Source organism: Emcibacter sp. (genome assembly GCF_963675455.1).
In the GTDB taxonomy this organism is placed as follows: domain Bacteria; phylum Pseudomonadota; class Alphaproteobacteria; order Sphingomonadales; family Emcibacteraceae; genus Emcibacter.
Map to the genome: position 1 here is coordinate 2,763,199 of NZ_OY776217.1, position 19,912 is coordinate 2,783,110.

Sequence of the window (19,912 nt, forward strand, 5' to 3'; positions counted from 1 at the left end):
TATGTCTCTCCTCCCTGTACAGGATGCCCTCGATCGAATCTGCAGCGCTCTGGCGCCTGTCGAAAGTGAACAGGTTTCTCTGCACTCCGCACTGGGGAGAACGACAGCGGAGGATCTCTCTGCCAAACTGACCCAGCCGCCTTTTGATGCCTCGGCCATGGATGGATATGCGGTTCTGGCCGAAGATATCGAAGATTGTCCGGTTGAGCTCAACCTGATTGGTGAAGCCCCGGCCGGCGGTGCCTTTGATGAAGTCGTGGGTGCCGGCGAAGCTGTTCGGATTTTTACCGGCGGACCTCTGCCCCGGGGCGCCGATACAGTGGTTATTCAGGAGAATGTGGAAAAGCTCCCCGAAAACCGGATTCGAATAGTGGAAACTGCCTCGCAGGGCAGGAATATCCGTAAAATGGGCAATGATTTTTCTGCGGGAGACGTCCTTGTCGAAAAAGGCCTGCGCCTGGGTTCCCGTCACCTGGGTCTTTTGGCGGCGGCCAATGCTGCGGAAGTGTCTGTGACACGAAAACCCCGTGTTGCCCTTCTGGCCACTGGCGACGAACTGGTCAGGGTGGGGGAAAAAGTCGGTCCGAACCAGATTGTCAGCAGCAACAGTCTTCTGATCGGGAAACTGATTGAAGAACAGGGCGGCGAAGTAATTGACCTGGGCATTGCCCGGGATAATGAAGAATCACTACGGGTCATGGCCAACAAGGTGCAGGATGTGGATCTGTTGGTCACCATCGGCGGGGCGTCTGTCGGCGATCATGACCTGGTCCAGAAGGTTCTTGGCGAAGAAGGCCTCAAAGTGGATTTCTGGAAAATCGCCATGCGTCCGGGAAAACCGCTGATTTTCGGCCAGTTCCGCAATATCCCCATGCTTGGCCTGCCCGGCAACCCGGCGTCGGCCTACGTCTGTGCCATGGTGTTTCTGCTCCCTGCCCTGCATATCCTGATGGGACGGCGGATGGTCGGCGCCGACCAGCAGGTGGCAAGACTTAAAAACCATCTGCCTGCCAATGGTGACCGTCAGCATTATATGCGGGCCAGGGCAGAGTTTGACAACCAGGGCCTTCTGACCGTTGAAACGGCCTCAAGTCAGGACAGTGCAAAACTGAGTACACTGTCCGGCGCCAACTGTCTGGTTATTCGGCACCCCAATGCCCCTGAAATTGATCTTGGCGATATGGTCCCGATCCTTGTCATGCCCTCCTGAACACGCCGCCTTGACAAAAGAATAAAAATAGAACATAAAAGAACAAAAGTGAAATACACCTTTGTAAGGAGGCAGCAATGCTGACCAAAAAGCAACGCGATCTTTTGATGTTCATCAATGAGCGCATTCATGAAAACGGCGTCTCGCCGTCCTTTGATGAAATGAAGGATGCGCTTGACCTCAAATCCAAATCCGGCATTCACCGGCTGATCAGCGCTCTTGAGGAGCGCGGTTTTATCCGTCGGCTGCCCCATCGGGCCAGAGCCCTGGAAGTTCTGCGCCTGCCCGACCAGGATGGCCCGCGGGAAGAAAATATTTTCCGGCCGGACTTTGGCGCCGCAGTTACAGAGGACAACCCCAACACTGTCGATATCCCCCTGCATGGCCGGATTGCCGCAGGTACGCCGATCGAGGCCCTGGAACAATATGAAAATATCAGCATTCCGGCCAGCATGATTGGCGGCGGCAGCCATTATGCACTGGAAATTGACGGTGATTCCATGGTCGAAGCCGGCATTCTGGACGGTGACACCGTTGTTATCCGCCGCTGCGATACCGCTGATAACGGCGCCATTGTCGTGGCCCTTGTCGACGAGCAGGAAGCGACCCTCAAAACATTGCGTAAAAAGGGACCGGATATCGAGCTGGAACCGGCCAACCGGGACTATCAGACCCAGATCTATCCGGCTGATCGTGTGCGTATTCAGGGCCGCCTTGTGGGCCTTCTCAGGCAATATTGAGAAATCGTTCTTTCAGGGGCCTGAATTTGTCCATGGACGCCTGCCCCTGAGATCCCTGATATTTTCCACCCTTATTTCTTCCGTGTGGTTTCCCGGCAGCCAGATAAAATGCCCGCCCTTTTCATAGAAATCCCAGCGATCCAGAATGAGCCGCGGACCGGAACATTCCGTCTTTACCGGAACCAGGCTCACTATCACGTCAGCTGCCCGGCAGTCTTCCGATAACGCCCGTTCATCCGACACGAAGGCAATCTGCCAGCTGTATCCCCCACGCTCCGGGTGATATAGGCAGCTCATGGAATCACAGCCGATAGGTAAAATGTCCTGGGTGCCCTCCTCAACAGGCAGCCATTTTTCCGCCCGTTCCTGTCCGTAATATTGCGCCCATTGTTCACGCACGATCCGGCTGCCCCTCAGGCCGGAAAGCCTGAGTTCCCCCTCGGCTGAACGAATGGCAATCAGGCTGCCGTTGTTGTCCACAAGAATATCCGGGTTCCTGTGTAGTGCCGCAATCAAAACACCGCATAGCAGAATAACCGGCCCAACCAGGCGGATGCGGCTGCGCCAGAGGATAAACCATAACACACCGGCAATCATGGTTATCAGGGAGGTTGTCCCCATGGCAGGAAGCAGACTGATGGACCAAGGCAAACCTGCCACATAATCGGCACTGGAAATAATCATATCAAGTCCCAACACCATCGGATCAAGCGCCAGGCTTTCCAGATGAAAGGGAAGCAGCAACAGGTAAAATACAATCCACGGCATCACCCAGAGCGCCATGACCGGCATGGCAACCAGATTGGCCAGAAGACCGAAATGGACAATGCGGTTGAAATGAAACAGGGCAATCGGACCGATGGTCAGTTCCGCAATCACCGTGGTCAGAATAATTGCCAGAAGATAGCTGAAGGTTTTCCTGGCAAAACTGTTGCCACGGTTGCTCCAGCGGGTAATCCCGGCGCCATATTGTTCATAGAAGAAGACAAGTCCGGTGACTGCAGCAAATGACATCTGAAAACTGATGGACAGAAGCACTTCAGGTGTGGTCAGCAGAAGCAGGATAGCCGCCAGCGCCACAAGTCTGAGCGAAATGGCCTTGCGATCGAATATAACCCCGAGAAAAACGATAGAGACCATGATAAAGGCCCGTAGTGTCGGAATACTGCCGCCACTGAGCAACAAATAGATGCCGCCACCAATAACGGCGAGGACCGCAGCCCATTTCTTGATCGGGTACCTGAGCGCCAGTCCGGGAAAACAAGCAAGGACAAGCCGGATGATAAAAAATATGGCCCCGGTAAAAAGGCCCATATGAAGTCCGGAAATCGCCAGAAGATGAGCAAGGCCGGCATCGCGCATATTTTCCGTTGTTTTTTCCGAGATACCGTCCCGGACACCGGTGATCAGAGCAGCCGCCAGTCCGCCCCGGTCGCCGGGATATTCCGATTGAATGCGCCGGGCGATTGACATGCGATACTGCTCGATGCCCACAAACCACTTCCTGTCCGCCTGGCCGATCTTGAGCGCCCCGACGGCATATCCAACAGCGCCAATTCCCTGAAACCACAGTTGCCGGGCATAATCATATCCGCCGGGCAGGCTCGCTGCCGGCGGAGGCATCAGAACAGCCGGAACAGTCACACGGTCACCTATGTCTGGTACCTGGTCGAACTTACGTATGGTCACGCGGACATTTATTGTTTCGCCGGGAGCCGATAACAGACTGTCGGGCAGAATTATCCCTGACAACACCAGCCTGAGCAGCGATTTTTGCGGATTTTGCACATGCTCGACCTTGCCGGACAGGGGAAGCGGCCGGCTTTCATCCGTGATCATTGGCGTATCCAGATAGAAACTGCGCGCACCTGCAGCAAAAAAACCAGCATGGAGCCAGAAAAACATCCAGAAGAGTACCGGCAAAAGATGATGTATCCGCCGTGAAATATATCCAACAAGCAGGAGCGGCAACAAGGCTGCGGCAGCCGGAATGAGGGAAGGCTCATGATCAAGATGAAAGTAAAAGCCAATCCCTGTCGCAATAAAAACAGGTATCCACAGGAAAAAGCGATTCTTCTCCTGATCAGCAACTTCTTCTATGTCATGCAACAGCTTGATATCCGCCCCCAAACTACTGTCTAAAAAGTGTGCAATGCGGAAAAATATTGCTTTTTTTACACAACAGTATTTCTTTTTTTTTCGGAAATGTGCTAGAAACTGGCCAACCTGTTGGCTGTGAAGATCATTATAGCATTTCTGCTAGCCATTAGCATCTTCACATACCATTTAATTATTCACTTTCTCAATCGGGGTTATATGGTAACTCAGAACAAAAAAGTTGTGACGCGTTTCGCACCATCACCGACCGGCTTCCTCCATATCGGCGGTGCCAGAACAGCGCTATTTAACTGGTTGTTTGCCCGACATCATGGCGGCGACTTTTTACTGCGCATCGAAGATACAGACCGTAAAAGATCCACCGAAGAAGCTGTGGAAGCGATTTTTGACGGCATGAACTGGCTTGGCCTGCATCATGACGGCGAAGTGGTTTACCAGTATGCCCGCCGGGATCGTCACGTCGAGATTGCCGAGAAGCTTCTTGCTGAAGGCAAGGCATACCATTGCTATTGCTCCCAGGAAGAGCTCCAGGAAATGAGGGACAAGGCCCGCGCCGAAGGACGCCCCCTAAAGTATGATGGCCGCTGGCGCGACAGGCCCGCCTCAGATGCTCCTGAAGGTGTAAACCCTGTCGTGCGGTTCAAGGCACCGCAGGAAGGCGAACAGGTCATCAATGACCATGTCCAGGGCAAGGTAACGGTTGCCAACGAACAACTGGATGACATGATCCTGCTCCGGGCGGACGGGTCCCCTACCTATATGCTGTCAGTTGTGGTCGATGACTGTGATATGGGTGTGACCCACGTGATCCGCGGTGACGACCATCTGACCAATGCCTTCCGCCAGGCACAGTTGATCAAGGCGATCGGCTGGGAACTGCCCGAATATGCCCATATACCACTTATTCATGGCAGTGACGGCGCCAAACTGTCCAAACGCCATGGCGCCCTGGGCGTTGATGCCTATCGCGACATGGGTTATCTGACCAGCGCCCTCAAAAACTATCTGTTAAGGCTCGGATGGGCGCACGGAGATGAGGAGATTATTTCCGAACAGCAGGCCATCGAATGGTTTGGCCTGGAAGGCATCGGCAAGTCCCCTGCCCGATTTGATTTTGCCAAACTGGAAAATCTGAACGGTTATTACATGCGTGAAGTGGAAAGCAACGAAACGCTTGCCGGCCTGATCAGGGAAAGAATCGAGGCTGAAATCGGCCGGGCGCTGACTGACAGCGACATGGCGCTTCTTGTGTCCGCCATGGATGAACTCAAGCCGCGGGCCAAAAACCTGAATGAACTTGCTGAAAGCACACTGTTCCTGTTCGTGACACGCCCTCTGAGTATCAATGAAAAAGCTGAAAAACTTTTGAGTGATGATGCCAGGCAAATGCTCGGCAGCCTCGTCGCCCAGCTGGAAAATGTCGATGACTGGCAAATGGACGATCTTGAAGAAGAAGTTAAATCATTTGCCGAAGTGCAGGAACTGAAACTGGGCAAGATCGCTCAGCCCCTCCGTGCTGCCCTGACCGGCAGCAACATGTCACCCGGAATTTATGACGTTCTGTTGTGGCTTGGAAAGGAAGAAAGTCTGGCCAGGATAAGGGATCAGGCAGGCTGATCGCAAAGCAGTATTTATCGTTGAATATTGGCGGTCATTAATAAGAAATTAGTCATTATTTATATATAATTGTATGTAACATACTGTTCATAGTTAATGGCTAATGATTGAGAGAGGAAATGTCGGCTGAGGCCGGGCGGTTCCCAAGTATATATCATGAAGGAAAGGAAGTGGTTATATGTCAAATAAATTTGAAAAAAAGGTTTCAGGGGAAACTGCAACACTGACGATCGGAGACAAAACCACTGAACTGCCGATATTCGAGGGCTCAGTAGGTCCAAAGGTTCTGGACATCCGCACCCTGTACCGGGACACCGGCATGTTCACTTATGATCCGGGCTTTACCTCGACAGCCAGCTGTGAATCCAGCATCACCTATATTGACGGTGACGAGGGTGTCCTGCTCTATCGCGGCTATCCCATCGACGAACTGGCCGATAATGCCGATTTTATGGAAGTTGCCTATCTTCTGCTGAACGGGGAACTCCCCAACCGGCAGGAAAAAGACAAATTCGTTCATGACATTACCTATCACACCATGTTGCATGAGCAGATGAACAAGTTCTTCACCGGCTTCCGTCGCGACGCGCATCCGATGGCAATTATGGTCGGTGTGGTTGGCGCCATGTCAGCCTTCTATCATGACAGCACCGACATCAGCGATCCCAAACAACGCAAGATTGCGTCTTATCGCCTGATTGCGAAAATGCCGACAATTGCGGCCATGTCCTATAAATATTCCGTGGGACAGCCTTTCGTTTACCCGCGCAATGATCTCAGCTATGCCGAGAACTTCCTCTATATGACCTTCGGTGTACCGAACTGTGAGCCCTATGAAGTTAACCCCATCCTTGCCAAAGCCATGGACAAGATCTTTACCCTTCATGCCGATCACGAACAGAATGCCTCTACGTCAACAGTTCGTCTGGCCGGTTCATCCGGCGCCAATCCTTTTGCCTGTATTGCAGCAGGCATCGCCTCCCTCTGGGGTCCGGCTCACGGCGGCGCCAACGAAGCCTGCCTGAACATGCTCAATGAAATCGGTCACGTAGACAATATTCCGGAATTCATCAGACGCGCCAAGGACAAGAATGATTCCTTCCGCCTGATGGGCTTCGGTCACCGGGTTTACAAGAACTATGATCCGCGCGCCAAGGTCATGCAGGAAACAGCTCACCAGGTGCTCAGTGAACTGGGTATCAACGACGATCCTCTGCTGGATGTCGCTCGTGAGCTGGAGCGGATTGCCCTGGAAGACGAATATTTTGTAGAAAAGAAACTCTATCCCAATGTGGATTTCTATTCCGGCATTATTCTGAAAGCCATGGGGTTCCCGACAGAAATGTTCACTGTTCTGTTTGCCCTTGCCCGTACCGTTGGCTGGATTGCACAGTGGGGCGAAATGATAGAAGACCCGACCCAGAAAATCGGACGCCCTCGTCAGTTGTTCACCGGCGACCCGAAACGGTCCTTCGTGCCCGTAGACGACAGATAATCCGGTTACACGTCAAAGAAAAAGCCCGGGAAAGCCGGGCTTTTTTTATATCAATTTATTTCTGGATCAATTCGATCATATATCCGTCCGGATCCCTGATGAAAGCGATTTCGGTTTTTCCATGTTTCATCGGGCCGGGCTTTCGGGGAATTTCAACACCCTGCTTTTCAAGAGCCGCGCAGACACCATAAATATCTTTCACGCCAAGCGCCAGATGGCCAAAACCGTCACCGAGATCATAAAGTTCTTCCCGATCCCAGTTATGGGTTAGCTCAAGCACGGTATTATTTTCTTCATCGCCATATCCGACAAAAGCCAGCGTGAATTTACCTTCCGGGAAATCAGTCCTGTGAAGCAGTTTCATCCCGAGATGACGGCAATAAAAGTCGATTGACTTGTCAAGATCCTGAACCCGGATCATTGTATGCAGCATACGAAACTCGGTCATGAGGAAGCTTCCTTTTCTAGTCGTCCACGATCATGGCTGTAAAGGTTGCCTCAGCAACAAGTTTCCCGTCAACCTTACCCTGTCCTGTGAATTTCCAAACGTTGCGACGATTTTGTTCTTTCTTGACATGCAGTTCCAGTTGATCCCCGGGCACGACCGGGCGACGAAACTTGGCACCATCAATAGACATAAAATAAACGATCTTGCCTTCGGCTTCCTCACCAAGAGTAAGCATTACCATTGCGGCGGCAGTCTGGGCCATCGCCTCAACAATCAGCACGCCCGGCATCACAGGTTGTTCGGGGAAATGCCCCTGGAAAAACGGCTCATTAATCGTCACGTTTTTGACCCCGACACCGGTTTCGCCCGGCACGATATCCCTGAGGCGATCAATCAACAGCATAGGGTATCTATGGGGAATAAGCTCCATAATGCGCAGAACATCTATTTCTGCAGGAATATCCTTGTTTTCCTCGCTCATTAACTATCCAGTCCTTTTTCCTGAACCATCGATCTGTTGCCGATGTCTTAAAGCTTTTAAATGTCAAAGGCAAGTATGACATCTTAACGCATAACCTGTACGGACTTTCTTCGCACAGGAAACGGAAATACTTACGTCCAAATAAAAATGCCCCACCTTTCAGCGGGGCATCAATAAAATCAGGCCCGGTTAATTTGAGCCGGGTGTCATTAGTTCCACCTTGACGGCCGGCAGCACCTGGTCAAGCTGTTCAATCACTTCGTCAGTTACATTCAGGGCCGCAGCATGTTCGACTACCAGACTCTTGTCGATAATCATATTGGCGCCGCGTTCCTTGATGATTTTCTGATAAATCGGTGTCAATGCGCTCTGCAGTTTGTTCTGCGCATTTACAAGAGCTACCTCAAGCTGACGGTTCTTTTCCTGGGCATCACGCTGCATATCAGCAACTTTGCCGCGGAACTCTACAACCTTCTGTTCATAGACTTCCTTGGGAACCAGTGAACGCTGGTTGGAGAGACTTTCTTCCTCTTTTTTCAGTTCGGTCTCTTTAGCCACAATTTCAGCCTGGAATTTCTGACGGATCACATCAAGCTGGCGGCGGATATCCTTGCCGGCGGCGGAGTCCATGGTAATTCTGCGGCCATCAATAACAGCGATTGATACCTTGGGAAGCGCTTGGGCGGTTGCCTCTTCAACTGAAGAGAGTGAGTTGATGCCCAGCACAATGGCGGCCATCATGGCAAATTTTGTAAAATGTCTCATTAAAACCTTGTTCCGATGTTAAATTGGAAAAATTCCGTTTTGTCGTAATCATCTTTAAGCAATGCCTTGGCAAAGTCAATCCTGAAGGGTCCAAAGGGCGACATCCAGGAGAAACCAACACCGACAGACAACCTTGGCGATACAGAATCTGCCACAATTGAATGAACATTGCCGGTCCGATCGTTTACAAGTGTGGGTACTTCGTCAATGTCCCAAAGGGCACCCATATCCACAAATGCACTGGCTTCGATACCCATTTCGCGGGCCCCTGCCCCCAGAGGCACAAACAGTTCCAGCGAACTGGTATAATAGAGGTTGCCGCCAAGGGCATCCAGAGTGAGGTTGTCACGTGGACCAATACCGCCCTGCTCGAAACCCCTGACCTTGGGATTACCCAGGAAAAAGCGGTCGGACAACCTTACATCCTCACTGATCCCGAACACATTACCTGCTTCGGCGGAAAGATTAAATATCCACTTTCCAAAAAGCGGATAATAATAATCATAGGACAGGCGCGATCTCAGGTAGGACACATTGCCACCCAAACCGGCGAAATCCTGGTTGAAGACAAGCCGCTGCCCGCGACTGGGATGCTGCCTGTTATTCAGTGAATCATAGGATACGCCATATCCAACAGAGGATGTCGTGAACTTACCGACGTTATTGTCCAGAAAGGGACTGCTTGAGACAAAGGTGGTTTCAACGTCATCCACACGGATTGTATAGCGTCCGCTCATCACAATATATTCTGTGACGGGGAAAGCTGTTCTCAGGCTGGTGCCATAAGTCGTCTGGCGGAAGTCACTTTCCACAAAATCAGTATCGCGCAGGAACAGGTCAACTCCGGCAACAACTGCCTTGTCCAGAAAATAGGGTTCTGTGAAGCTGACATCCACTTCCTTACGGTAGGATGAAATCCTGGCACCCAGGCGCAGGTTCTGGCCCTTGCCCATAAAGTTGCGTTCACCGATACTGAAGTCAAACAGGAAACTCTCGCTGCTTGAGAAGCCGGCACCGACAGAAAGCTCGCCGGTTGCCTGTTCTTCAACCGTCACATCCAGAACTGTCTGGTCCTCGGCGGAGCCTTCAAGCTGCTCGATGGTCGCCTCGGCAAAATACCCAAGGCTCTTGATCCGCACTTCGGAACGTTTCACTTTCGAGGAGTTATAGGCATCGCCCTCGACAATTCTCATTTCACGACGGATAACCTTGTCGTGGGTGCGCACGTTACCATTGATGTTGATCCGTTCCACATAGACACGCGGCGCCTTGTTAACAACATAGGTAATGTCAACGGTGCGTTCTTCCCGGTTTCGGCGAATCCTCGGCCGAACATCCACAAAAGCATAGCCCTTGAGGCCGGCAATATCGGTCAGGAACTCAACAGTACGGTCGATCTGGGTAGAATCATAAATGGACCCGCTCTTGGTGACAACAAGTGGCTTCAAGTCCTCAGCCTTGATGTCGGGAATTTTACTTTCCACATCGATCTCGCCGAAGTTGTAAATTTCACCTTCCTCGACAGTGACATTGATGAAAAAATGTTCCTTGTCATGGGCAAGTTCGGCAACGGCAGAGGTAATGCGGAAATCCGCATATCCCTGTGAGCGGTAATAATCCCTGAGCAGCTGCTTGTCATAGGCAAGACGGTCCGGATCGTAGGTATCTTCAGACGTCAGAATTTTCCACCAGCGGCTTTCCTTGGTCGCCATGACATTACGCAGGGCATCATTGTTGAATTTCTTGTTGCCCATAAAATTGATCTTGCCAATTTTACTCTTCGGGCCTTCGCTGATCTCGAAAACCAGGTTCACACGGTTCTGGTCCAGCTGAATAACTTTTGGTTCAATTGTCGCGGCAAACCGCCCGGCACGGCGATAGACTTCAAGAAGACGCTGAACATCAGCCCGCACCTTTGCACGGGAAAACACGATTCGCGGACGCAGGGTGATCTCTTCATAGAGCTTATCGTCTTTTTTGGATTTATTCCCTTCAAACACAATCCGGTTAAGGATCGGGTTTTCCACAATATTCACTACAAGCTTGTCGCCGGAGCGGCCGATCTTTACATCGGAAAACAACCCGGTGTTAAACAGGCGCTTGAGGGACGCGTCCACCTTCTCTTCGGAATAATCATCCCCTTCGTTGACAATCATGTAGGACTTGATTGTCTCGGCCTCAATGCGCTGGTTGCCGGTTACGATGATCTCCGAAATTGCCAGTTGATTACCATATACACCCTCCTGGGCATGGGAGACGGAGCTCGCCAGCATGGGAACAACGCAGAATAAATAAAATAAAGTTGAAACTTTAAATAAGCGATTTAACACCAGTACATTTTCCTGTTTATTATATTATCCAGGCCAGTTAGCCTGCCAACCCCATTAAGTCGTTCATTGTCGCGAATATCATTAACCCAAGAATGATCACTAATCCAATACGAAATCCAAATTCCTGCGTTCTTTCGCTTAATTTTCGGCCCAAAGCAGCTTCAAACCCGTAAAATAGCAAATGCCCGCCATCCAGCATCGGGATCGGCAGGAGATTGATAATACCCAAATTAATCGAAATCATGGCAATGATATTAATATAGGAAAGAATCCCTTCTTCCACCGAGATACTGACGATCTGGGCGATTTTAATTGGTCCGCCCAGTTCCTTGGTCGACCTGTCGCCGCTGATAATCTGCCACAATCCAAGGAAGGACCTTTCGACAATATCCCTGGTTTCAGCCATCGCCGCCCAGATTGACTCGAAAATGCCAAGATCCTTGATCTCAATATCAAATGCCCGGGTAATCCCGATAATCGGCGCAGTTCTTTCCTCACCGTTATCTATAAAGGTCTGCATGTGCGGGGTTACCTCGAACGTCATTTCGAGGCCGTCGCGTATGACACCAATAACGACCTGGCGGCCATCATTGTCCCTGATGGTATCTTGGAGAAACCGATAACTTGTAATCACCTGACCGTTGATGGTTTCAAGTCTGTCACCCGCCAACAATCCGGCCTTTTCGGCCGGGCTGTCCTCGGAAACGCCACCGATCAGGATATTGTGGCTCAGACCCAGTTGAGGAAGCTTGATTGGATCGCCAAACATATCCTTGGCGTCGACAAATTGCGGAGTTACGAATAGCGTCATGGGAACGCCGTTCCGCAGAAGTTCCACTTCGATTTCCGTGCCCACATTCATGACTTCATTGAGCATAATGTCGCGAAAACTGGAAACCTCTCTGCCGTCCATGGAAAGAATTTCGTCTCCAACCTGAAATCCGGCCTTTTCCGCTGGACTGTCCTGCACCACCTTGTCCACGACCGGCGGCACATAGGGTTGTCCCAGGAATGCGAAAAAGGATGCCAGAATCAGCACAGCAAACACTATATTTACAAACGGACCGGCAAACACGATAGCGGCCCGCTGATATAGCGGTTTATAATGGAAGGCGACGCTTTTTTCCTCGGGCGTCATATCCTGCAGGGAGTCGTCGGGCGTACTTGCCGCTCCGGCATCGCCAAAAAATTTTACATAGCCGCCAAGCGGAATATAACTGATTTTCCAACGGGTGCCGTTTTTGTCAGTCCTGCCCCAGATTTCGCGACCAAAGCCGATCGAAAATACATCCACTTTCACGCCGCAAAGGCGGGCGACAAAATAATGTCCCCATTCATGGACAAACACCAACAGCGACAAAGCAATAACGAAGGCAATGCCATAATAAAGAAAAGAAAATAGAGCTTCCATATTCCGTCTTCTAGTTTCCTATGAACCCTGCTGATATTCTGCGCGCTTCCTGATTAATCTCAAGCACCGTCTGCAGACATTTCAGCTCTACCGAGCCCATAACTTCAAGCGTCTTTTCAACAATCCCGGATATATCCAGGAACCCTATTTTCCCCTCCAGAAATGCATGAACAGCAATTTCATTGGCAGCGTTGAGGATAGTAGGCGCACTTCCACCGGTTTGCAATGCTTCTCTTGCAAGTTTCAGGGCCGGAAACCTTGCCATGTCAGGTTCAAAGAAATCCAGACGGCCCAAATGCGCGAGATCGAGCTGCTTTGCCGGCGTGCCGATGCGCTCAGGCCAGGCCAGAGTATAGGAGATTGGTGTCCGCATGTCCGGAGATCCCAGTTGCGCGAGAACCGACCCGTCCACATAAGAAACCATACTGTGAATAACAGATTGCGGATGGACAATAATTTCAATCTTATCTTTCGACACGGGAAAAAGATGATACGCCTCGATCAGCTCCAGGCCCTTGTTCATCATGGTCGCGGAATCGACCGAAATTTTGGCGCCCATGTCCCAGTTTGGATGGGTTACAGCCTGCTTGGGTGTCACCCCGGCCATCTGCTCCAGACTCATCTGGTAAAATGGGCCGCCGGAGGCCGTCAGGGTGACATGGGAAATTTTCTCTGGCTGCTCAAAATCAAATACCTGGAAAATAGCGTTATGCTCTGAATCCACTGGCAGCAAAGTTGCATTATGCTCGATAACTTCCTTCATCACCAGATCGCCGGCACAAACCAGGCATTCCTTGTTGGCAAGGGCGACGATTGCCCCCCGCCGGATCGCGCTCAGCGTCGGCTCAAGACCGGCTGCCCCGACGATCGATGCCATAACCCAGTCCGCCGGCAGTGAGGCCGCCTCGATCAGCGCCTCCGGCCCTGCCCCGACCTGAATATTGGTGCCGGAAAGCGCCTCTTTCAGTTGGTGATAACACTCAGTATCCGCAACAACGGCCATTCGGGCATTAAAACGGATCGCCTGTTCGGCCAGGTCCTTGAAATTTCTGTTGGCTGTCAGGGCTATGACTCTAAACTGATCAGGATATCTTTGCACCAGATCAAGAGTATTACACCCGACTGATCCGGTCGACCCCAGCACAGATACCGTTCTTATTTTTTTATTGTCCGGCTGAAGCGATGCTTCCATAAATATTCTCCTTAAGCCCCGAAAAACAGAAACAGGGCGACCACCGGCATCACGAATAAAATACCATCAACACGGTCCATGATTCCGCCATGACCGGGGATAATAGCACCGGAGTCTTTGACATTGAACTTTCTTTTCAGGGCAGATTCCGCCAAGTCACCAATCTGGCTCCAGATGGCAAGAAGCACCGCAACCGCGGCATACTGGAACAACGGCGCAAAACCGAAATATTCGGCCGACATGGTGCCGGTAACCAGGGCCAGCAAGGCTCCGCCGATCAGCCCGGCCCAGGTTTTATTGGGACTGATCCGGGGAGACATTTTAGGGCCGCCGATTCTCCTACCGGCAAAATAGGCGCCCGTATCCATTGACCAGGTAGTAATCATCGACCAGAGAATAATATAGGCGCCGCCGGGAATAAATTCCCGCAGCCAGATCAAAGACAAGGCTGGCAACAGCGCATATAAAGCGCCGGCAAACGCAAGCTTATATCCGTTTCCGGTTCCGAGGGAAACTGCGAGAACTGCAGCAAGGTAAATGGCGACATAAACAAATGAGAATTCGTGATAAAGATTCAGAACCACCCCAAGCGCCAGAAGACCGGCCGCCTGCACAACAAAAAGCGGGGAAAGCCACTTGCCGGTGGTAATCATATTCCATTCCTGTAGAACCAGTATGGACAGCAATATGACCACGCCGACATAAGGCCATCCGCCGAAAAGGATAAGGGCAACAGCTGCCGGCAACATGACCAGGGCGGATAAAACTCTCAAAAACAGATTGTTCATTATATGAAAAGGCCCTGACTTTAGCTCAGTTGATCATCAGGGACGCGCCCCGTAACGCCTTTCGCGTTTATGGTATTCGCAGATTGCCTCGGCAATGCTCTCTTCTGTAAAATCCGGCCAGAGCGTTTCCACAAAAATGAATTCTGAATAGGCGGCCTGCCACAAGAGAAAATTGCTCAGACGCTGCTCGCCACTGGTCCGTATAATAACGTCAGGGTCTGGAATATCCGGCAAATAGAGGTGTTTGGCAAACATGCCTTCGTCGATATCATCGGGAGAAAGCGAGCCTTCCGCGACCTGGCGGGCCAGCTCCCGGGCAGCCATGACGATTTCTGACTGGGCACCGTAATTGAGCGCCAAAATCAGCTGAAGCCCCGTGTTGGCGCCTGTTTTCTTTTCCGCATTTTCGATCAGTTCATTAATTGCGGGGCTCAGGCGTTCCCGACCGCCAATAAAGCGAAGCCGCACATTCTGCTTATTCAGCTGATCAATCTCATTATTCAGATAATGCTTCAACAGCCCCATGAGATCCTTGACCTCATCTTCCGGCCGTTTCCAGTTCTCTGAGGAGAATGCATAGAGGGTCAGATATTTGACCCCGATCCGGGAACATTCCTTTACACACTTTCGGACGACTTCAGCCCCCTTGCGGTGTCCGGCGACTTTTGGCAGCAGGCGTTTTTTGGCCCAGCGTCCGTTACCGTCCATAATTATGGCGATGTGGGACGGAGGGGTCGGCATCCCGCCAAATTCAGTAATTGTTTCTGCCTCTTCAGCCACCAGCATAAGGAAATCCCTAATCAGACCTGCATGATTTCTTTTTCTTTTGCCGCCGTCAGTTCATCGATTTCAGCAACTTTGCTATCGGTCAGTTTCTGTATCCGCTCACCAAAACTCTTTTGCTCATCCTGACTAATTTCGCCGTCTTTTTCCAGCTTCTTGATACTATCCATGCCGTCACGACGCACATTTCTCACGGCAATCTTCGCCTGTTCCGCATATTTACCGGCAACCTTGGACAATTCCTGGCGTCGTTCCTCGTTCAGTTCCGGTATCGGAATACGCAGATTCTGGCCATCAACGATCGGATTTAGACCCAGCCCTGCATTGCGAATAGCTTTCTCCGTCGCGCCTACCAGGGTCTTGTCCCATACCTGCACACTGATCATGCGGGATTCCGGCGTGGCGACCGTACCAACCTGGTTAAGCGGCAAAGTTGAACCATAGGCATCCACAACAATGGGGTCCAGAAGATTTACGGACGCCCTGCCCGTTCTGAGTCCGGAAAATTCAGTCTTCAGGTTATCGATAGCGCCGTTCATGCGCCGCTTCAAATCATCAATGTTAAATTCAGACGACATCTTGCCTCACTCCTGACGTATAATTGTAAATTGTCCCTCGCCCTTCAATACACGGGCAAATTCACCAGGTTCATGAATAGAAAACACAAGTATGGGGATATTATTTTCGCGCGCAAGTGCAATTGCAGAGGTATCCATGACCTGTAGATTGCGTGTTAGAACATCCTGATAGGTAAGGGAATCATATTTTTCCGCGGTCGGATCAATTTTGGGATCTGCTGTATAAACACCGTTGACCTGGGTTCCCTTGAGCAACGCATTACAGTTCATCTCCGCCGCCCTGAGGGCCGCGGCGGTATCCGTTGTGAAAAATGGATTTCCGGTACCGGCGGCAAAAACCACAACCCGGCCCTTTTCCATATGCCGCATGGCACGCCGACGGATATAGGGTTCACAAACAGAAGATATTGGAAAGGCCGATAACACCCGGGTATCAACACCTATCTTTTCCAGGGCATTCTGAATGGCCAGTGAATTCATGACTGTCGCCAGCATGCCCATATGATCGGCGGAGGTTCTGTCAAAGCCACTGGCGACACCGGACATTCCCCGGAAAATATTTCCTGCGCCAACAACCAGGCATACTTCCACCCCGAGTTCGGTAACGGCTTTTACTTCTTCCGCTATGCGTTTCACCGTCTGGGGATCTATGCCATATTCCTGTGATCCCATAAGTGCTTCACCAGACAGTTTCAGAAGTACTCTTTTATATTGGGGATCTTCGGACATTTTGCAGACACCTGTAGAAGTTTTTTCAAAATTATATGCACGTTTCTATTTTCGCACATCTTGCATCACGGACACTGATAAGTCCATGAAGAATATACAAAACGGGCCCATTTGCCCGTCCCACAACATAGTGAGCGGCAAATGGGCCCGAAATATGACTTGAATTAATTGCCGGCGGCTGTCGCAGCAACCTCAGCAGCAAAATCTTCTTCTGCCTTCTCGATACCTTCACCGAGAGCAAGACGAACAAATCCGACAAGTTTAATGTCCTTACCGGCAGATTTTGCAGCATTTTCGATGATTTTAGAAACCTTGGTTTCACCATCGATAACGAATGTCTGCTCCAGTAGTACGACTTCCTCGTAATATTTACGGATCCGGCCTTCGATCATCTTCTCGATGATATTGTCAGGTTTACCTGATTCACGGGCCTGCTCGATCAATACATTGCGCTCACGCTCAAGCAGTTCGGGATCAAGATCCTCAACTGACAGGGAAGCCGGTGCTGTTGCGGCTACATGCATGGCAATCTGCTTGCCAAGAGTGTTGAGCGTAGCTTCATCAGCTTCAGATTCCAGGGCCACCAGTACGGCAATTTTGCCCATACCATCGACCACAGCGCTGTGGATATATGAGGCAACAATACCCTTGTTAACGCTCAGTCCGACGGAGCGGCGGAAATTCATATTCTCGCCGATTGTTCCGATAGCTTCCTTGATTTCCTCGCCAACGGTACGACCAGTTCCAGGGTACGCGGCGTTCAGAGTTGCATCAAAGTCACCTTTGTTAGCCAGTGCAACGCCTGCAATATTTTTCACCATAGCCTGAAACTGCTCGTTACGGGCAACGAAGTCGGTTTCGGAGTTGACCTCAACGGCAACGCCGGAGGTTCCGGAAGTAGCCACGGCCACCAGACCTTCAGCAGCAACGCGGCCAGCTTTTTTCTCGGCTTTGGCGATACCTTTTTGACGCAGCCAGTCTACAGAAGACTCCAGATCGCCATCATTTTCAGCCAGAGCTTTTTTACAATCCATCATGCCTGCGCCGGTTTTGTCGCGCAGTTCTTTCACCAATGCAGCAGTAATTTGAGCCATTTTCTTTCCTTGAAATTTTCGGAATAAAAATCAATGCCGATTCCCTCCACCCATAGCTGTCGGGAACCGGCAATTCCAATGAATTTTTTAAGAAGCTTTTTCTTCTTCCGCAGCTTCTACAGCTGCTTCCACGACAGGAGCAGCTACTTCTTCGGCAGCAGGCTCTTCAGCCGGTGCCTCTGCAGTCTCTTCTTCAGCAGCCAAAGCCGGCTCAACGGGGATTTCCTCTGCACCAAGGTCAACACCCTGCTGTGTCAGTTCCTGCTGGATACCTTCCAGAACAGAGTCAGCAAGCAGGTCGCAATAGAGCTGGATCGCACGAGTAGCGTCATCGTTCCCCGGAACTGGGAAATCCACACCTTCGGGATTACTGTTTGTATCGAGAATGCCAACAACAGGAATGCCGAGCTTTTTGGCTTCCTGAATGGCCAGTTCTTCCTTGTTCGTGTCAATCACAACAATAACATTGGGCAGGCCGCCCATGTCCTTGATGCCGCCAAGGGACCGTTCCAGTTTGTCCCGCTCACGGGTCAGCTGCAGAATTTCCTTTTTAGTCAGACCGGAATGTTCCTGGCTCAGGAGTTCTTCCAGGGTCTTGAGGCGTTTGATTGAGTTGGAAATTGTCTGCCAGTTGGTCAGCATGCCGCCGAGCCAGCGATGATTGACAAAATACTGACCGCAACGTTTGGCAGCGTCCGCAATCGGGCCTGAAGCCTGGCGTTTGGTACCGACAAACAGCACGCGACCGCCTGAAGCAGTAACGTCACGTACCTGCTCCATTGCACGATGCAGAAGCGGAACAGTGATTGACAGGTTGATGATATGAACTTTGTTGCGTACACCGAAGATATAATCGCCCATACGAGGGTTCCAACGGTGGGCCTGGTGGCCAAAATGTACACCAGCTTCCAAAAGCTGACGCATGGTAAAGCTAGGCAGTGCCATGTTAATTCTCCTTTTCCGGTTAATCCTCCGTGGGCATCGGTCTGTCAAGACACCGGAAAGTCGGCCTCAATATGTAGGAGGCAAACTAAAAACCCACGTGTGAAGTAGCCGCGTAGTACGACGTTTTTCAGGAAATGGCAAGGGTAAAATCACCAAATTCTGCGAAAAATACATAAAAATGAAAAAGGCGCCATCCGGAGTGAAGGCAGCCCTGAAAACAAAGCGTGAGCGGCTATTTATAATAACCGCTCACGTTTGTTCTTTTCTCAATCCGGCTTAGTTATAAAACCGGAGGAGTATGATCTAAGCCTCAGGCTTTGCGGCGACGCAGGCCGGCGAAGACCAGACCCAGGCCGAGCAGACCAAGCATTGCAGGCTCGGAAACTTCTTCGGCTGTGATGAACACTGAAGTGAAGAGTGTTGTGAAAGCATCTTCTTCGGTCAGGAAGCCCTGACAACCAGGCTCAGCACCGGCAGCGATACAAGCATCGTTGTCCAGGAATGTATCCAGGCCAAGATCCAGAGTAACGGTGTATTTGTAACCGTCTTCAATGAAGCTGAAGGCCAGGTTACCAGGATTGGTCAGAACAAAGATGTCATCGCAGACGCTTACGGCAGCATCAACACATGTATCTTCAACGTTCGGTGTTTCCTGGAACTCGATGAACAGCGGGAATACAACCGGGCCGAGTGCGAAACCGGCAGGAGTAACAGCTGTCAGGTTGATGGAGTCAACGATTGTTACGGTTGACAGTGAAGTACCGCCTGAGATCACATTGTTTACGTGTGTCAGGGTTGCAGCCATTTCTGCGCCGCCATTTGTCATGATACCGTTTACTTCAGTATGACCGTTTGCGTTGGCAGCCGGTGTTGTACCGTCGTAACCAGACTGATCACCAATCACCAAGTGGCTCTGACGTCCGTCTTCACCGCCCCATGAAATATAATCGCCATTGTTAACAATGATGGCACCCGGATCGCCGGTTTCGTCAGCGAAGAATGCATCTGCTGTAAGGTTCCATTCTGTGATCATGGTTGCTGCGTTGGCAGAGCCCATAAGCACAACACTTGCTACTGCGCCAGTGATAAGGGAAATTATTTTATTGCTTCTCACAATAACCTCCTGTGATGTTCGTATGAGTGCAGCTCATTGGCAACCATACATCGAAAATTAAAAATCTATATTTA

The 19,912-nt window shown here is 50.9% G+C and carries 19 protein-coding genes; 5 read left to right on the plus strand and 14 right to left on the minus strand.

The window, feature by feature from the left end:
* Position 1: 1 nt before the first annotated feature.
* Both glp and lexA read left to right on the plus strand, forming a co-directional pair.
* The gene (glp, locus tag ACORNT_RS12795) at positions 2 to 1,210 is read left to right on the plus strand and encodes a gephyrin-like molybdotransferase Glp (RefSeq protein ID WP_321391452.1); all 1,209 of its coding nucleotides are present in this window, start codon (positions 2 to 4) and stop codon (positions 1,208 to 1,210) included.
* 77 nt (positions 1,211 to 1,287) lie between these two features.
* Positions 1,288 to 1,950 carry a transcriptional repressor LexA gene (lexA, locus tag ACORNT_RS12800; protein WP_321391455.1) on the plus strand — a complete coding sequence of 221 codons (663 nt, stop codon included), beginning with the start codon at positions 1,288 to 1,290 and terminating at the stop codon, positions 1,948 to 1,950.
* A 12-nt stretch (positions 1,951 to 1,962) separates the two neighbouring features.
* On the opposite strand, the gene ACORNT_RS12805 is transcribed toward lexA, so the two are convergent.
* Complete coding sequence (locus tag ACORNT_RS12805; protein ID WP_321398082.1) at positions 1,963 to 4,011, minus strand: ComEC/Rec2 family competence protein; 2,049 nt, start codon at positions 4,009 to 4,011, stop codon at positions 1,963 to 1,965.
* Between ACORNT_RS12805 and ACORNT_RS12810 the strand changes: the two genes are divergently transcribed.
* The 3 genes from ACORNT_RS12810 (at position 3,955) to gltA (ending at position 7,180) form a co-directional block, all read left to right on the plus strand.
* Positions 3,955 to 4,092 carry a hypothetical protein gene (locus ACORNT_RS12810; protein ID WP_321398101.1) on the plus strand — a complete coding sequence of 46 codons (138 nt, stop codon included), beginning with the start codon at positions 3,955 to 3,957 and terminating at the stop codon, positions 4,090 to 4,092. The two genes, ACORNT_RS12805 and ACORNT_RS12810, sit on opposite strands and share 57 nt — an antisense overlap.
* Positions 4,093 to 4,266: 174 nt before the next feature.
* Positions 4,267 to 5,685 (plus strand): glutamate--tRNA ligase, encoded by a 1,419-nt coding sequence (gene gltX, locus ACORNT_RS12815; protein WP_321391458.1) that lies wholly within the window; start codon positions 4,267 to 4,269, stop codon positions 5,683 to 5,685.
* Between the two features lie 178 nt (positions 5,686 to 5,863).
* A complete protein-coding gene (gene gltA / locus ACORNT_RS12820) occupies positions 5,864 to 7,180 on the plus strand; it encodes a citrate synthase (RefSeq protein WP_321391461.1) in 1,317 nt (438 codons plus the stop codon).
* Positions 7,181 to 7,235: 55 nt separating this feature from the next.
* Here the strand turns inward: gltA and gloA are convergent, their stop codons facing one another.
* From gloA to ACORNT_RS12885, 13 genes are all read right to left on the minus strand, one after another.
* Complete coding sequence (gene gloA, locus ACORNT_RS12825; RefSeq protein WP_321391464.1) at positions 7,236 to 7,628, minus strand: lactoylglutathione lyase; 393 nt, start codon at positions 7,626 to 7,628, stop codon at positions 7,236 to 7,238.
* 16 nt (positions 7,629 to 7,644) lie between these two features.
* A complete protein-coding gene (gene fabZ / locus ACORNT_RS12830; protein WP_321391467.1) occupies positions 7,645 to 8,109 on the minus strand; it encodes a 3-hydroxyacyl-ACP dehydratase FabZ in 465 nt (154 codons plus the stop codon).
* Positions 8,110 to 8,298: 189 nt separating this feature from the next.
* Positions 8,299 to 8,874 carry an OmpH family outer membrane protein gene (locus ACORNT_RS12835; RefSeq protein WP_321391471.1) on the minus strand — a complete coding sequence of 192 codons (576 nt, stop codon included), beginning with the start codon at positions 8,872 to 8,874 and terminating at the stop codon, positions 8,299 to 8,301.
* Positions 8,874 to 11,147, minus strand: coding sequence for an outer membrane protein assembly factor BamA (gene bamA, locus ACORNT_RS12840; protein ID WP_321391474.1), 2,274 nt, complete (start codon positions 11,145 to 11,147; stop codon positions 8,874 to 8,876). The genes ACORNT_RS12835 and bamA overlap by 1 nt, the downstream gene beginning before the upstream one ends.
* Positions 11,148 to 11,241: 94 nt before the next feature.
* A complete protein-coding gene (gene rseP / locus ACORNT_RS12845) occupies positions 11,242 to 12,615 on the minus strand; it encodes an RIP metalloprotease RseP (protein ID WP_321391477.1) in 1,374 nt (457 codons plus the stop codon).
* A gap of 10 nt (positions 12,616 to 12,625) precedes the next feature.
* On the minus strand, positions 12,626 to 13,807 hold the full coding sequence (locus tag ACORNT_RS12850) for a 1-deoxy-D-xylulose-5-phosphate reductoisomerase (RefSeq protein WP_321391481.1): 1,182 nt from the start codon (positions 13,805 to 13,807) through the stop codon (positions 12,626 to 12,628).
* A gap of 11 nt (positions 13,808 to 13,818) precedes the next feature.
* Positions 13,819 to 14,595 (minus strand): phosphatidate cytidylyltransferase, encoded by a 777-nt coding sequence (locus tag ACORNT_RS12855; protein ID WP_321391484.1) that lies wholly within the window; start codon positions 14,593 to 14,595, stop codon positions 13,819 to 13,821.
* A 36-nt stretch (positions 14,596 to 14,631) separates the two neighbouring features.
* On the minus strand, positions 14,632 to 15,381 hold the full coding sequence (locus ACORNT_RS12860; RefSeq protein ID WP_321391487.1) for an isoprenyl transferase: 750 nt from the start codon (positions 15,379 to 15,381) through the stop codon (positions 14,632 to 14,634).
* 14 nt (positions 15,382 to 15,395) lie between these two features.
* Positions 15,396 to 15,956, minus strand: coding sequence for a ribosome recycling factor (gene frr, locus ACORNT_RS12865; RefSeq protein ID WP_321391490.1), 561 nt, complete (start codon positions 15,954 to 15,956; stop codon positions 15,396 to 15,398).
* A 6-nt stretch (positions 15,957 to 15,962) separates the two neighbouring features.
* Positions 15,963 to 16,685 (minus strand): UMP kinase, encoded by a 723-nt coding sequence (gene pyrH / locus ACORNT_RS12870; protein ID WP_321391493.1) that lies wholly within the window; start codon positions 16,683 to 16,685, stop codon positions 15,963 to 15,965.
* A 164-nt stretch (positions 16,686 to 16,849) separates the two neighbouring features.
* The gene (tsf, locus tag ACORNT_RS12875) at positions 16,850 to 17,779 is read right to left on the minus strand and encodes a translation elongation factor Ts (protein WP_321391496.1); all 930 of its coding nucleotides are present in this window, start codon (positions 17,777 to 17,779) and stop codon (positions 16,850 to 16,852) included.
* A gap of 87 nt (positions 17,780 to 17,866) precedes the next feature.
* Positions 17,867 to 18,724, minus strand: coding sequence for a 30S ribosomal protein S2 (gene rpsB / locus ACORNT_RS12880; protein ID WP_321391499.1), 858 nt, complete (start codon positions 18,722 to 18,724; stop codon positions 17,867 to 17,869).
* A gap of 310 nt (positions 18,725 to 19,034) precedes the next feature.
* The gene (locus tag ACORNT_RS12885) at positions 19,035 to 19,838 is read right to left on the minus strand and encodes a THxN family PEP-CTERM protein (protein WP_321391502.1); all 804 of its coding nucleotides are present in this window, start codon (positions 19,836 to 19,838) and stop codon (positions 19,035 to 19,037) included.
* Between the last annotated feature and the right edge of the window lie 74 nt (positions 19,839 to 19,912).

Excerpts from the sequence above, each read along its gene's own strand:
- glp (WP_321391452.1), top strand. The coding sequence starts at position 2 with ATGTCTCTCCTCCCTGTACAGGATGCCCTCGATCGAATCTGCAGCGCT.
- lexA (WP_321391455.1), top strand. The coding sequence starts at position 1,288 with ATGCTGACCAAAAAGCAACGCGATCTTTTGATGTTCATCAATGAGCGC.
- ACORNT_RS12810 (WP_321398101.1), top strand. The coding sequence starts at position 3,955 with ATGATCAAGATGAAAGTAAAAGCCAATCCCTGTCGCAATAAAAACAGG.
- gltX (WP_321391458.1), top strand. The coding sequence starts at position 4,267 with ATGGTAACTCAGAACAAAAAAGTTGTGACGCGTTTCGCACCATCACCG.
- gltA (WP_321391461.1), top strand. The coding sequence starts at position 5,864 with ATGTCAAATAAATTTGAAAAAAAGGTTTCAGGGGAAACTGCAACACTG.
- gloA (WP_321391464.1), bottom strand. The coding sequence starts at position 7,628 with ATGACCGAGTTTCGTATGCTGCATACAATGATCCGGGTTCAGGATCTT.
- fabZ (WP_321391467.1), bottom strand. The coding sequence starts at position 8,109 with ATGAGCGAGGAAAACAAGGATATTCCTGCAGAAATAGATGTTCTGCGC.
- ACORNT_RS12835 (WP_321391471.1), bottom strand. The coding sequence starts at position 8,874 with ATGAGACATTTTACAAAATTTGCCATGATGGCCGCCATTGTGCTGGGC.
- bamA (WP_321391474.1), bottom strand. The coding sequence starts at position 11,147 with ATGCTGGCGAGCTCCGTCTCCCATGCCCAGGAGGGTGTATATGGTAAT.
- rseP (WP_321391477.1), bottom strand. The coding sequence starts at position 12,615 with ATGGAAGCTCTATTTTCTTTTCTTTATTATGGCATTGCCTTCGTTATT.
- ACORNT_RS12850 (WP_321391481.1), bottom strand. The coding sequence starts at position 13,807 with ATGGAAGCATCGCTTCAGCCGGACAATAAAAAAATAAGAACGGTATCT.
- ACORNT_RS12855 (WP_321391484.1), bottom strand. The coding sequence starts at position 14,595 with ATGAACAATCTGTTTTTGAGAGTTTTATCCGCCCTGGTCATGTTGCCG.
- ACORNT_RS12860 (WP_321391487.1), bottom strand. The coding sequence starts at position 15,381 with ATGCTGGTGGCTGAAGAGGCAGAAACAATTACTGAATTTGGCGGGATG.
- frr (WP_321391490.1), bottom strand. The coding sequence starts at position 15,956 with ATGTCGTCTGAATTTAACATTGATGATTTGAAGCGGCGCATGAACGGC.
- pyrH (WP_321391493.1), bottom strand. The coding sequence starts at position 16,685 with ATGTCCGAAGATCCCCAATATAAAAGAGTACTTCTGAAACTGTCTGGT.
- tsf (WP_321391496.1), bottom strand. The coding sequence starts at position 17,779 with ATGGCTCAAATTACTGCTGCATTGGTGAAAGAACTGCGCGACAAAACC.
- rpsB (WP_321391499.1), bottom strand. The coding sequence starts at position 18,724 with ATGGCACTGCCTAGCTTTACCATGCGTCAGCTTTTGGAAGCTGGTGTA.